The following is a 12,936-nucleotide window of genomic DNA, read 5'->3' as shown; positions in this document are numbered from 1 at the left end:
TCCCTTTCCAGTCGCCCCTAGAAGCCGCGTCACACCCTCCCGCCTGTCCTGAAACCCTTGTCTGCCGGGCCTCGTAATTCCGAAGCGTTCCGACATTGACCCTCACTCTACCCGCGTTTATGCTGTGACTCAAGCGTGATGACACAGCGGGTGTGACTGTGACCGAGTTGACCGACAAGAAGGTGCGCGAAGCCGAGCCACCGGCCAGGGGGCGGCGCATCATTTTCGACCGCCACCGCGAGGCCCCGAAGGGGTTTGGGTTGCGCATCAACGCCAGCGGGCGGCGTGGCTTTGTTCTGCGTTACCTGCACCACGGGCGGGACCGCCTGGTGAGCATCGGGGATTATCCGATCTGGACGCTCAAGGCCGCGCGAGAGCAGGCGGCGAAGATGCGCCGCGAGGTTGACGGCGGTACCGACCTGCTAGAAGAGCGCCGCCGCGAGCGCGCGGAACCCACGGTGGATGACCTGCTGGATGAATACCTGGAAGTGCGCATGGGCGGGCTTTCATCGGCGCGGCGGGCCGCTGATATTTTCCGCTTGCACGTCCGCCCGGCCATTGGGCGCCGCCGCGTGAGCACGGTTCGCCGTGGCGACCTGGTGCCGATTATGGAGCGGCAAGCGCAAGCGGGGAACGGGCGGCAAGCGGCGCTCACGCTGCAATACCTTCGCGCGGCGATGGATTTAGCCGTGGACCGTGAGTATATCCAAGGCAACCCGCTCGCCGGATTGAAGCCTGGGCGCGTCCACCCGGCCATGAGGCCCAAAACCCGCAACCGCGTACTGTCCGAGGGTGAAATGCGCGGCCTGTGGAGCGTGACGCGCGCGCCTGGTATTGAGCCGCTTACGGCGCTGGCGCTGAAACTGGTTCTAATCACGGGCCAGCGTCCGGGTGAGGTTCTGGGGCTGCATGAAACAGAAATGAGCGGCGAGTGGTGGACCATTCCAGGTTCCCGGCGCGGCAAAACCGAAGACGACCACCGGGTGTATCTGACCGAAACGGCACGCGAGCTAATCGCCAAAGCGCGAGAACTTTCGCGGGATGAGGGGTACCTGTTCGCGTCCGCTCCACGGCGGCCAATTAGCGCCCAAGCCTTGAGCAAAGCCGCCAAGCGGGCAGCCGAGCCACTGGCCAACGAAGAAGACCCGACCTGGGGCCACTGGCGCCCGCATGACCTTCGCCGCACCGCCCGGACGGGAATGGCCGCCGCTGGCGTTGCCGAGATTGTGGCGGAATTGACCATCGGCCACACGAGAAAGGGGATTGCCGCTGTATATGATGCGCACCGCTACGAAAACGAAAAAGCGGCGGCGTTGCAGGCTTGGGAAAAGCGATTTTTTTACTTAATAGGCGGCGTGAAGAATGATGCGAAAGTGATTGATTTCCAAGGGGTTCAGAAATGACGGGCGGGAATCCGCGCGAGAATCGCGCACAAGGGGTGTTGATTTCGGAAGAGCGGAATTGGTATATTCGCGGCAAGCTGGGTGCGACAAAACGCCAGGGTAACGGCACCACCCGTCACCCCGGCGTCGCACTTAGTGAAGCTTTGTAACTCCTGTACCACAAGCCGCACGGCGGCGGTTGTAGCTCGGGCGGTAGCAGCGCCCGATTGATAAGGTAAGGGAAAGTGTAGTCACCGTCAACACCCCGCCCTTCCCTGGCCGCCGCTGTGCGCATGGAACCGATGAGGTTGAACCATGCGTAATGATACCACGCCCTACCGTGACCGCCCCATGACCACCCTCGAGGCGGCGGAATACCTTTCCGTGACCCGTCGCACGATGGAACGTTGGCGCAGCCAGCGCATCGGGCCGCGTTGGGTAAAGCCGGGCGGGAAGTGCCTTTACCGGCGCTCCGACCTGGACGCCTGGCTGGAGCAGGCCGCCGTCGAACCCGTCGCAGAGCACGGGTAAGGGGGTGCGCCATGACTGCACAGACTATCGAGGCCCCGGACAGGGGACAGGAAGGGTGCGCCCGGCTCAAGGCTGACCGTGATGAGCTTCGCCGCTTCGTTCAAGCGATGTTCTGCAACGCCACGGAGGGGCATATCAGCCTCCGGGCTTTTGACCGGAACAACAGAAAGGCCGGCCGCTGGCGTTCGCCTCATGTTGGCGACCTGGGCGCGGTAGCCGAACAAGCTGCCGAGCTTGCCGAGGCCGTGGCCAATGAAAGCGACGGCGCCGTGTTCTGCCCGCCTGTGGCGACTTTTAAGACCGAACACGGGGCCAGCGAGGGAAACCTCTGCCAAGGCGTGGCCTTATCGGTGGACTTGGACGAAAACGACCCGGCCAAGGGCGCCGAGCTGCTGCAACGCGCTTTGGGCGAGAGTACGCAGGACGTGGCCAGCGGCGGCGAATGGATCGACCCGGCAACCGGGGAGATTCAGCCGAAACGGCATCTGCATTGGCGTCTGACCGAACCGGCCACCACGCCGGAGGAACATGCCGAGCTAAAGCGGCTGCGTAGGTTAGCCGTGGCGCTCACCGGTGGCGATGGATCAGCCGCCCCTTTGGTCCACCCGCTCCGGTGGCCCGGCTCCTGGCATCTGAAAGGCGAGCCCCGGCAATGCCGCGTTATCGGCGGCAACCCTGAGCGGGAAATCAGCCTGCAGGACGCCGCAGAATGGCTAGACGCCGCCGCTGAGCTGCAGGGTATAGACCCGTCCGGGTTCAAGCCCAAAGCCGCTGAGAAGGCCACACAGGGCGCACCGCAAGGCGGCGGCGACTTGCTCCGGGTGGCCAAACTGCTAAATGAAATCCCGAACGATGAACGCCACTACGACGACTGGTTGAAGGTCGGCATGGCGGTTCACCACGAAACGGGCGGCAGTAGTGCCGGGCTCGCCTTGTGGGAAGCCTGGAGCATGAAAGCGTCGAAGCATGACCCGGCGCAGATGGTGAAAAAGTGGCAATCGTTCAGCCAGCGGGAAGGCGGCTACACCCTCGGCACGCTTGTCCACATGGCCCAGGAGGCGGAAACGCGCCGCGCGCTGGAGTCCGCAGACGATGACGGCGTATGGCCTGAACCGGCGGATATTTTCTCCAGTGCGCCCGTGCCGCCCTTTCCTAGTCATGTTCTGCCGGAATCATGGCAACGCCATACCAACGCGCTTTCCCTTGGCTCCGGTTTTGATGCGGGCGCGTATCAATTCACGATGATGGTCCATGCGGGCTGCATGTTGGATCATCGCGTGCGCGTTCGCATCAATGGGCAATGGAAGCAACCGCCTTTCCATTGGGCGGCCCTTGTGGACGATTCCGGCGGCGGGAAAAGCCCCGTTCTGAACGCAGCCGGTGCGCCCGCTATGAGCTATTACAGCGAGGTTTCGCGACAGTCCGCGCGGGCCTATGCCGATTGGGCGCAACGGGCAGCCGAGGCGAAGAAAGGCGAGGAACCACCGCGGCCTGCATGGAAGCAACGCCACGCGGACGATACCACCGTAGAGGGCATGTCCGACCTTGTGGCGGAAAACCCGGAAGGCGTAACGCTGGCGTTGGATGAGCTCACCGGCTGGCTTGGCCGGATGGATGCTTACAGCAACAGCGGCAGCGCGTCGAAAGACCGCCCGGCGTGGATCGACGCATGGGGCGGCAGGGAAGACAAGCCGATCAACCGAGCCTCGCGGAAGACGGTGATCGTCCCGCATTGGGCCGCTGGCGTGATCGGTTCCATACAGCCGGACATCCTGGCCAATCAGTTCAAGAAGGGCCAGGGCAGCGGCGATGGACTCCTGCAGCGGTTCATGCTCTACAAAATGCGCCCTGCAGGCGATCCCGACCTGTTGGCCGAGCACGACATAATGGCCGAGGCGAACGCCTCGCGCGTCTTCCATACGCTCGCAGACATGGCACAAAACCACGTTAACGGGCCGCCGGAGTTCTCCCTGTCGCGCGATGCCGTGGGGCTTCTCCAGGACTACCTAATGGCAATCCGCACGATTGTCGAGCGGTCCAATTCCGTCCGGTTCCGCGAGCACGTCAACAAGTTTCCCGCCTTCGCCGCCCGCGTGGCGCTCACGCTGCATTACATCCACGCGGCAGCGGCGGAGCGGGAGCCGTCTGAGGTGATCGGCGCGGAGACCATGCGGCACGCCCTGGACGTGATGCGGGTTCTCTACCGCCATTCAGAAGCCGTCTACGCGGTGATGGACAACGCCTCCAGTGAGGCGCAAACCCTAGCCCGTTCCGCCGCTGAGGCGATTCTCGCCAACAAGTGGAAGACGGTGAAGCGTGGCGACCTGACCCGACAGGCCACCGGGTGGCGTGGCGCTGACGCCCGCGATAGCGAGGCCGCCGTGGATCTACTTGTCGAGCTTGGATGGTGGTGGGACCGAACCGAGGAACCCAAGAAGCGCCGGGGCCGCCGTTCAGACGGTTACTGGATCGTGAACCCGCTGGTACATGAGCGGTTCCAGACCGAAGGCGAGCGGATCAAGGCCGCCCGCGAAGAACGCCGCCGGGCCATTGAGCACGCGGCGGCAGAGCGGAGGGCGGAAAAGTTGTAAAAGTTGTAGCCGCTCCACGGGGGGCGGCGTCGTGAAAGCCCCGCCATACGGGGCTTCGCGAATTAGTTGTAAAAGTTGTATGCGCGTACGCGAGGGGAGGAGGTTACAAGCGTCCCTATCATCCTTCTGTACTCGCGTACGCACATACAAGAAATACAACTAATTCCAGCCCGCCCCGGTGGAGCGCGTAACTTCCTGTATTTGCTGGCCTTGCGCCTAGCGCCTTTGTGCAGATTCGCGACGCGCCGCTGCAACTTTTACAACAAAAGGCGCTAGGGCATAGGTTGAGGCTATAGGCGAGAACCAATCCATTAACGCAACTGATGAGGTAGAGCGATGCGCAGTAAGGTGAAGCGGTTTCGATCAGAGAAGGTGACGCCCGCGAGCGGCGTTGACGTTGAGCAGGTCATGGCCGACCGGGAGCGGGTGCAAGGGCTCGCGCGGTCGATCTATACCGATTTGAGCAGGGCGCGGTTCATGTACCTAGAGCGCCCCGGCGGTCGGTCCACGGCTGAGGCGTTGAGCCTAGCCGCCGAGCGCGTGGGTTCCGCCCGCCGCCAGTTGGATGAGCTTTACGGCGTACTGCGCAGCGGTCGCGTCCGGGCGGGATCGGCCATTGAGCGGTGGGCCTATGGCCATGCACAGGAGGCGGTGAACATCCTCGCGGCCAACATCAAAGACGACGCCGGGGCGGAGCATTGGGAAGTGCTGGACGCGGTGCGGGATCGTTTGGCCGGATGGCACCAGGAGGCGCGGCAATGAATAACGGGCAATCGTGGCTTGTGATCGACCTAGAAACCGGCGCACAGGATGGGTTCTACAAAGAGCGCGACGACGCTGAGGGAGTGCGCGAAAGGCTGGCAGAGCAGTACCCCGGCCAATGGCTAGTCGTTAGCGCGGATTGGAACCGGAACCCGAAGTGCCGCATTCCAGACCATATGTTTTGGACCCAGCGGCTGGGGCTACGGTAAGCCCCCATCACAAAGGGGGTCCGGTGTTTCACCGGGACCGCCTAATTGTGGGAACCGTCCATATTTGTCCGGTTTCCTGAGAGTGCCCCGAGTCGAGGCGCTTGCCGCCGTGCAAATGACCGGCTATGGGACATTATGGGCAAGGGGGGATTTTCCCCCTTGCTGCCTACCCGACGCCAAAAGTGGCGCCGGGAGGCATCGTTCACGCCGCGAACAAAAACGCCCCCTCCGCTGAGCCGTACCCTCCCGCCGTCACACCCGCTGACCCGCCCCGATAACGCCGCCGCTCACCCTTGCCCGGAGCGTGTCGGAAAACTGGTAAGGGATATGTAATCCCTTGCGTATTGCACACAAGCCCCTGAAAAGCGGACAATAATGGTCAACGGGCGGCAAAATCGTCCCGAAACAGTCACAACATAGCGGCCTGAAATGAGCGAGAAGCTGCGAGACGTGCCCCAACAATTCGCCCACGACTGGATACAGAAACTCGACGGGCGGACGAAGCTGGCCCAGGCGGTCCGGCAGCGCCTCGACGCGCTCCAGGCTGACCTGGGCGGGCCGGGGGCGCTGTCCTATCAGGAGCGCAGCTTGTGCCGCCGCGCGCTGTGGCTGGAGGCACTTATTGAACAGCGCGAGGCCGCCCTCGCCCGTGGCGAGCCAATCGACGAAGGCAGCCACACTCAAAGCATCAACGCCCTCATGGGGGTTTGGAAGGCCCTGGGGCTAAAGCGCCGCACGCGCGACGTGCCTGACCTGCAGACGTACCTAGCGCAGCAATACGGAAGGGACCGCGATGGATGAGGAACGGAAACAGATAGAACACGCCCTGAACGTCCACAATGCGCTGGTTCAGGCCGATGAGCACCTACGCGCGGCGCTCATCGAGGCCGCCAGCTGCGAGGCGCCGGGTTGGGCGGAAAAGATTAGCGCCGCCCTGGGGAAGCTGTATGGCCCCATCAAAGAAACCCGCTACCGCGCCCGGATGGACGGCTGACATGAGCCTGAACCGGATGGCAGCCCGCGATTACGCCCAGACCACCCGCGTCCCGCGCCCCAAGCGGACGGCGTGGGCCTCGCTGGCGGTGCTGCGTCCGGGTGACGTGATTGTGTTCGACGGCTCGCTGTTCCGGGTGCATGAAAACGATTGGCCGCACGGTCCCGTGAAGGTTGGCGCTCTGGTCGCGCGGGATGCCCACCTGAAAATCCACCTGCAGGACCGCCGCCAGGTGGAGCGCGTGGAGGCGTGGACATGACCGCCCCGGCTCGCGTTGACCCCATCACGGCGCTGACGGATGACGCCCTGCTGGCCCCGATGCTGCCCGGCGTCCATGACGGCACCTGGGATGCCTGGCTGGCCGTTGTGAAGGCGCTTTATGCGCTGCCCATGTCCGACGATGAGCGGGCCACCGTTCGCAAGCTGACAGGCCGTGAGCCGCCCACAGAGGCGCTGAGAGCGGCGCTCGCGCTGTGCGGTAGGCGGGCAGGGAAAACGGCCATAAGCGCCGCTCTGACGCTGTACGAAACCGCTCTGAGGGATTGGGAGGGGTTCGGCTCGCCAGGTGAGCGCATCGTTGGCGCGATGGTCGCAGCCGACAAGCGCCAGGCGAGCCAGGCGCTCCGGTATATCCGTGGCGGCCTTGAGCGGTCGCCCATTCTTAACGCCTTGGTGGAGCGCGAGACAAGCGAAGTAATCGAACTGGCCAACAGCACGGAATTGACCGTGATGACGGCGAGCCACCGGACGATCCGGGGGCGAAGTTTCGCGGTCCTGGTAGCGGATGAGCTGTGCCACTGGCACCAGGATGGCGCCTCCCCCGATGCCGAAGTGTTACGCGCCGCTGAACCCGCGCTGAGTCTGACTGATGGCCTGCTGCTGATGATCAGCACGCCCCACAAACGTGATGGGGTGGCTTACCGGCGCTGGAAGCGGCACCACGGCAAAGAGGGTGCCCCGCTGCTGAGTGTGCAGGCGGAGAGTCGCGAGCTGAACCCGAACCTAAGCCAGTCGGTGGTGGATGAGGCACTGGCCGAGGATGAGGCCGCCGCCCGTGCTGAGTACCTGGCCGAGTGGCGCGATGACGTGGCGAGCTTCCTCCCCCGCCCGATGATTGATGCTGTGGTGCCGGATGGCGTAACCGAGCGCCCGAAGGAAAGCGGCGTCAGGTACCGCGCTGGCGTGGACGTTTCCGGCGGTGCGAATGATTCATTTACCTGGGCGGTGGCTCACACCACGGCTGACGGCGTGGACGTTCTCGACATGGTGCGAGAAGTAAAACCGCCATTTTCACCGCAAGCCGTGGTTTCGCAATGCGCGAGAGATTTAGCCCGTTACGGTGTCAGAGAAGTTAAGGGCGATAGATACGGCGCGGAATGGATTAGAGAGGCTTTCACCCGCGCGGGGATTCGATACATCACGGCAGAGCAAAATCGCAGCGAGTTATATCTTGATTTGCTGCCGAGAATTGCAGGGCGAAAAGCGGATTTACTCGATAACGAACGGCTTGTAAATCAGCTTTGCAACCTGGAGCGCCGCGCCCGGAGCAACGGCCCGGATAGCGTGGACCACCCTCGCGGGGGTGCCGATGACGTGGCCAACGCGGCGGCGCAGGCTTTGATTTGGAAAAAGGGCACTAAGCGTGCAGGTGTTTTTTAAGCAACCGGAGGGAATGACATGCAAAGGCTTTTCGTGAATAACCGAGTGTCACAAGTGAAACGCAATAGCACAAACCCCCGCGAATCAAAAGGCGGGCTTAACGATGCCGTCAACGCAATGAGCCAACGGCCCACCACCGGAGAAACGAAGCGGCGTTGTGCGCCGTGTGAGCAGCGGGCGAATCAGTCGGCAGAGCAATACATGGCGTCTCCGCTGACCACCACCGAAATGGCGCAAGCAAAGGCGAGAGGGTCGAAGCGATGAGCGAAACGGAAACCGTAGACCTGTTGGCGATGGAGCCTAGCGAGTGGAAAGGTCACCACCCCAGTGAGGCCGATTTGCAAGGCGAACACGGGCGCCTGACCCGCGATGAGGCGCTGCGCAAGGCTGACCATATCCGTGAGCAGTTCGAGGGCGTCAACGGCGTTACCAGCCGTGTGCCGCGTCAGCGAAGCGAGTCGGACCAGGAATATATCGATAGGCTTTATGGCACCAGCGACGGCGGCAAGCTGCTGTGGGCCTGGCACGCCCTAAAGCATCACGTCGCCAAGCTGGACCAGGAAGCCGAGGCCAAGCGCGAAGCTGCCGAGGCAGCCAGCAAGGCGAAGCATGAAAGCGCCCTGGCCGACTACCGCGCCCGGAAAGCTGAGATGGAAGCGGTGGTTGAGGCTGGCGCCGATGCCGAGGCGTGGCTTGTGGAGCTGTACCACCGCCTTGAGCACGCGGCGAAGGCCCGCAAGGCCCGGAGCCGCGTGGCCACCCTGCACAATCGCGCCACAAAGGCCGCTGAGGCCCTGGGCAAGCAAGCCCCGGCACAGCCGAAGGTTGGCGAAACCCCCGCCGAGGTGGACGCCCTGCTGCGGCGCCTGGCGGGTAGTGACCTGGTGGGGCGGATGACGCGAGACCTGTAGACACTTGCACCGGTTGGCCGCGAGCCGGTCCTCGCGAAGTCGCGGCACCTCCCCCTGCTGGCCGACCGCTGCCAGCTGCGTGAAAAGCGGCAGTCGCCGCCTTTGCCCGTCTCTTCCCCTGGGGCTCAGGCGGCGGCGTTTTTTATGTCAGGCAGCCGTGTTGCTCTGACGCTCTGCTGCCTCACGGTCTACGGCTGGCCCGGTGGCCTGTTCCGGGTGCTCCGGGCATGTTGCCCATGCCATTGGGAAATCGCCCACGCGGCCAAACATCGGCCGTTCCCACGTCCCACGGCGTCCACAGGGGCAGTGCCCCGGCTCCGGTAGCGCATCATCCTTGCGCATCGTCTAGCCCTCCCTGTTGGCTTTCCTTCGCCTCACTTCGCGCCGCCGCCCGCTCCAGCGCGGCCAACGCTTCACGCGCCCTGTCGAAGTCGCGCCGGGCCTCCGGGCTTGCCGGGTTGAACCCGTGGTGTTTGCACCACGCGACGTAATCGTTGCGCTCAACATGCCCCATCGTCTTACCCTCCCGCTGTTATAGAAGCCGAGAGGGTGGGACGCTGCTGTGACTCTGGGGCGGGGCGCTTAGGCGGCGAGTGCCGTAAAGCGTTGTTTTGACTGGTGGGCCGTGCAGGATTCGAACCTGCGACCAGCGGATTAAAAGTCCGATGCTCTACCAGCTGAGCTAACGGCCCCGAGAAGCGCACATTTTAACCAAGCTGCCGCCTGCAGGGAAGCGCCCGGCGGCTATTCGTCGTCGGGCAGCAGACGGCGGATCTCCGCGACCCGCTGTTGCGCCAGGTTGGCGGCGGTGCTGTCCGGGTGCTCCTCCTGGACGGCCTCGAGCTTCTCGCGGGCGTCCTCCAGTCGATCCTCCTCGAAGGCGATGTAGCCGAGCTTCAGGCGGGCGTCCGGCACCTTGTCGCTGTCGCCGTAGTCGTCGATCACCCGTTCGAAGTGCTCGCCGGCGGCCTCGAAGTCGCGCTCGGCGTAGTACGTCTCGGCGATCCAGTAGACGGCGTTGGCGGCGTAGTCGCTGTCCGGGTCGGCGTCGAGGACGTCACGAAAGCCTTCGCGGGCGTCCTCGTAGAGGCCGTCGCCGAGCTGGCGGAAGGCCGCCTGGTAGAGTTCCCCGGCGTCGGCGTCCTCTTCGCTGGCCTCGCTGTCCGGGCCGTCGAGGTCGGGGATGGGGACCTGCTCCTGCTCCTGGGCCAGCCCGCGCTCCTGAAGCTCGCGCAGCCGGTCGTCCAGGTCGGCGTAGTGTTCGCGCTGGCGTTCCTGGAGTCGGCGGACCTGGCGGTCGAGGCTCTCGATATCGCCCCGCAGCTCGCGGTTTTCCCGCTTGATGCGCTCGACGTCGCGGACCAGTTCGGCCAGTCCGCGTCCGTCGAGCAGGTCCTCGAGGCGGTCGAGGCGCTGCTCGACGTCCTCGGCCACGGCAGGCGCGGCGAAGGCCAGAAGTACGGTGATGGTGGCGATCTTTCGCATAGCCGGTGTACCGCGTTAGCGCTCGTAGAGCAGCTCCGCGCGGCGGTTTTCCGCCCACGCGTCTTCGTTGGATTCGTCGATCAGCGGGTCTTCCTCGCCGTAGCTGACCACCTCGAGCTGGTCCGAGCGGGCCCCGTTGGCGCGCAGGAGCCGTTCGACCGCCTCGGCGCGCCGCTCGCCCAGGGCCAGATTGTACTCCCGCGAGCCGCGCTCGTCGGTATGGCCCTCGATGGTCATCCGCTCATCGGGGTGCTCGCGCAGGAACTCGGCATGGGCCTCGAGGACCGGTATGTCCTCGTCGCGGATGTCGCTGGAGTCGAAGGCGAAGTGCACGCGCCGGGTCGCCAGCGGGCTGTCGGGCTCATCCAGGACGGCGGCGTCCAGCGGGTCGTCGGGGTCCAGCCCCTCGGCGCGTGCCCGCTCCAGGCGTTCTTCGTCGGCATCGCTCGGGTCTTCCAGGGCCTCGGCCTCGGTCGGATCGAAGTCTTCCGTTTCCAGTTCGGTCTCTTCGCCGGGTGCGGTCTCCGGGTCCTCGATCCAGTGGGCGCAGCCGGCCAGCAGGGCCAGGCTGGCTGTCAGCCCCAGGGTGCGCAGGGGGCGGAGCGCGACGTTTCGGTGGCTTCTGGCGGTCATGGTGTCTCGTCCTCGCAGGTGGTTTACCAGGCCGGTTCGCGTACGCGGGTATCCGGTCGTTCGGTGGACTCCAGTGGGGCCACCGCGCCGCCGATGACCGAGGCTGTGGCCAGTCGCTGCCCCTCGGTGCCGCCAGCGGTGTAGATGACCAGGTCACCGTTGGGGGCGAAGCTCGGCGATTCGTCGGCCGGCCCGTCGCTGATGATCTGCACCGCCTCGGTCTCCAGATCCTGCAGGGCGATATAGTACTGCCCGTCGTGGCGGTGAACCATGGCCATCCGCTCACCGTCGGGTGAGATGCTCGGCCGGGCGTTGTACGCCCCCTCATAGGTGACCCGTTCGGTCTCGCCGCCATCCGGCGTGGTGCGGTAGATCTGTGGCCGTCCGCCCCGGTCGGAGGTGAAGTAGATCCACTCGCCGTCGGGGCCCCAGGTGGCCTCGGTGTCGATGGCCCAGTGGTCGGTGACGGGGCGGACCTCACCGCTGGCCAGGTCGATCAGGTAGATGTTGGCGGCGCCGTCGCGCGACAGGGTGACCGCCAGCCGGTCGCCGTCCGGTGACCAGGCCGGGGCGCTGTTGATCCCGCGGAAGCTGGCTACCTGCTCGCGCTCTCCGGTGCGGATCTCCTGGACGAAAACCTCCGAGCGGCGGCCTTCAAAGGAGACGTAAGCCAGGCGGTCCCGCGACGGTGACCAGGCGGGCGAGAGCAGTGGCTCATCGGAGGTCAGGATGGTCTGTGGCCGGTGTCCGTCGGAATCGGCTACCACCAGTCGATGTTGCCGGCCCTCGCCGTCCTCGCGCTGCTCGACTGCGACGTAGGCGATCCGCTTGGTGAAGGTGCCCGGGCGGTCGGTGATCGCCTCGTAGATGCGGTCGGAGATGGTGTGGGCCAGGGTGCGCAGGTGGCGCTCTTCGGCGCGGTAGCGCCGGCCGTCGGTCCGCTGTCCCTGGAAGGCGTCAAGGAGTTCGAAGCGCACCTCATAACGGCCGTCGGTGGCATTATCGATGCCGCCGACCACCAGATGGTCCACGCCCTGGGCGCGCCAGGTGGAGAAGCGCACGTCCTCCATGCGCCCCGGGGTGGCCACCAGGTCGTCCTCCGGCAGGACGTCGAAGCGGCCGGTGCGGGCGAGGTTGGCGGTGATGATCGGGGCGATCCCGGTCTCCGGGTCGGCGCCATCGGCGCGCTGGAACGGCACGACGGCGATGGGGGTGGCGCCCTCGATGCCTCCGATGATGTCGATCACCACGTCATCGGCGCTGGCCTGCCCGGGCAGCATCAGCAGGGCTGCCAGGTACACGGTGCTCCATACTCGGTTCAGTCGCGTCACGGCTTAACTCCGGTCCGGTGCGAATCGGAAGGTTATGGTCTGCATGCGCTCCTGCAGCGCGGCCTCGTCGGGGAAAGGCACCGGCGAGGCGGCCTGGACGGCGCGCTCGACGGAACGGTCGAAGCCGGAGTCACCGCTGCCGCTGACGACCTCGACCCGGCGCACGTCGCCGCTTCGCGAGAACGACACCCGGATGACCGCCTCGAGCCCCTCGGGCGTGCCGGTGGGGCGTCGCCAGTTGCGCTCGACAGCCTCGGCGATCGCCGCGGTGTAGCGCTGCTGCTGCCCCTGCAGCCGGCGTTGCTCCTCGGCCTCCTGGCGGGCCGCTTCCTGGCGCTGGCGTTCGGCTTCGAGTTCCTGCTGGCGCTGCGCCTCGCGCTCTTCCGCCATGCGCTGGCGGATCTCCTCGCGAAGCCGCTCCTGCTCTTCCGCCCGCTGCTCGGCTGGA

Annotated in this window: 13 protein-coding genes and 1 tRNA gene; 9 read left to right on the top strand and 5 right to left on the bottom strand. The window is 65.2% G+C overall.

Annotated elements, in window-relative coordinates; all coding sequences use genetic code 11:
- The first annotated feature begins 158 nt into the window (after nt 1-158).
- The 9 genes from LRF89_RS12125 to LRF89_RS12085 all read left to right on the top strand — a co-directional run bounded on the left by LRF89_RS12125 (nt 159) and on the right by LRF89_RS12085 (nt 9,039).
- Entirely contained in the window at nt 159-1,403 is a 1,245-nt protein-coding gene (locus LRF89_RS12125) for a tyrosine-type recombinase/integrase (protein ID WP_238637218.1), read from the top strand.
- Nucleotides 1,404-1,697: 294 nt separating this feature from the next.
- Nucleotides 1,698-1,913 (top strand): helix-turn-helix domain-containing protein, encoded by a 216-nt coding sequence (locus LRF89_RS12120; protein ID WP_238637217.1) that lies wholly within the window; start codon nt 1,698-1,700, stop codon nt 1,911-1,913.
- 11 nt (nt 1,914-1,924) lie between these two features.
- A complete protein-coding gene (locus tag LRF89_RS12115; RefSeq protein WP_238637216.1) occupies nt 1,925-4,504 on the top strand; it encodes a DUF3987 domain-containing protein in 2,580 nt (859 codons plus the stop codon).
- Between the two features lie 336 nt (nt 4,505-4,840).
- A complete protein-coding gene (locus tag LRF89_RS12110; protein WP_238637215.1) occupies nt 4,841-5,266 on the top strand; it encodes a hypothetical protein in 426 nt (141 codons plus the stop codon).
- 638 nt (nt 5,267-5,904) lie between these two features.
- Nucleotides 5,905-6,276: a hypothetical protein gene (locus LRF89_RS12105; RefSeq protein ID WP_238637214.1), complete on the top strand. Its 372-nt coding sequence runs from the start codon at nt 5,905-5,907 to the stop codon at nt 6,274-6,276.
- A complete protein-coding gene (locus LRF89_RS12100) occupies nt 6,269-6,469 on the top strand; it encodes a hypothetical protein (RefSeq protein ID WP_238637213.1) in 201 nt (66 codons plus the stop codon). Before LRF89_RS12105 ends, LRF89_RS12100 begins: the two co-directional genes overlap by 8 nt.
- Before the next feature lies 1 nt (nt 6,470).
- Nucleotides 6,471-6,728: a hypothetical protein gene (locus LRF89_RS12095; protein WP_238637212.1), complete on the top strand. Its 258-nt coding sequence runs from the start codon at nt 6,471-6,473 to the stop codon at nt 6,726-6,728.
- Complete coding sequence (locus tag LRF89_RS12090) at nt 6,725-8,128, top strand: terminase large subunit domain-containing protein (protein ID WP_238637219.1); 1,404 nt, start codon at nt 6,725-6,727, stop codon at nt 8,126-8,128. Before LRF89_RS12095 ends, LRF89_RS12090 begins: the two co-directional genes overlap by 4 nt.
- Nucleotides 8,129-8,388: 260 nt before the next feature.
- A complete protein-coding gene (locus LRF89_RS12085) occupies nt 8,389-9,039 on the top strand; it encodes a hypothetical protein (RefSeq protein ID WP_238637211.1) in 651 nt (216 codons plus the stop codon).
- 616 nt (nt 9,040-9,655) lie between these two features.
- Here the strand turns inward: LRF89_RS12085 and LRF89_RS12080 are convergent.
- From LRF89_RS12080 to LRF89_RS12060, 5 genes are all read right to left on the bottom strand, one after another.
- Nucleotides 9,656-9,731, bottom strand: a tRNA-Lys gene (locus tag LRF89_RS12080).
- 52 nt (nt 9,732-9,783) lie between these two features.
- Nucleotides 9,784-10,524, bottom strand: coding sequence for a tol-pal system protein YbgF (gene ybgF, locus LRF89_RS12075; protein ID WP_238637210.1), 741 nt, complete (start codon nt 10,522-10,524; stop codon nt 9,784-9,786).
- A gap of 15 nt (nt 10,525-10,539) precedes the next feature.
- Complete coding sequence (gene pal, locus LRF89_RS12070; protein ID WP_238637209.1) at nt 10,540-11,157, bottom strand: peptidoglycan-associated lipoprotein Pal; 618 nt, start codon at nt 11,155-11,157, stop codon at nt 10,540-10,542.
- A 23-nt stretch (nt 11,158-11,180) separates the two neighbouring features.
- Complete coding sequence (gene tolB, locus LRF89_RS12065) at nt 11,181-12,488, bottom strand: Tol-Pal system beta propeller repeat protein TolB (RefSeq protein WP_238637208.1); 1,308 nt, start codon at nt 12,486-12,488, stop codon at nt 11,181-11,183.
- A gap of 3 nt (nt 12,489-12,491) precedes the next feature.
- On the bottom strand, nt 12,492-12,936 hold a 445-nt coding region (locus LRF89_RS12060), incomplete at its 5' end, for an energy transducer TonB (protein WP_238637207.1).

Origin of the sequence: Halorhodospira sp. 9621, from assembly GCF_022228055.1 — a bacterium.
Taxonomy (GTDB): Bacteria; Pseudomonadota; Gammaproteobacteria; order Nitrococcales; family Halorhodospiraceae; genus Halorhodospira; species Halorhodospira halophila_A.
Note: the sequence above shows the minus strand (reverse complement) of the source record. Positions and strands in the feature narration are given on the sequence as shown.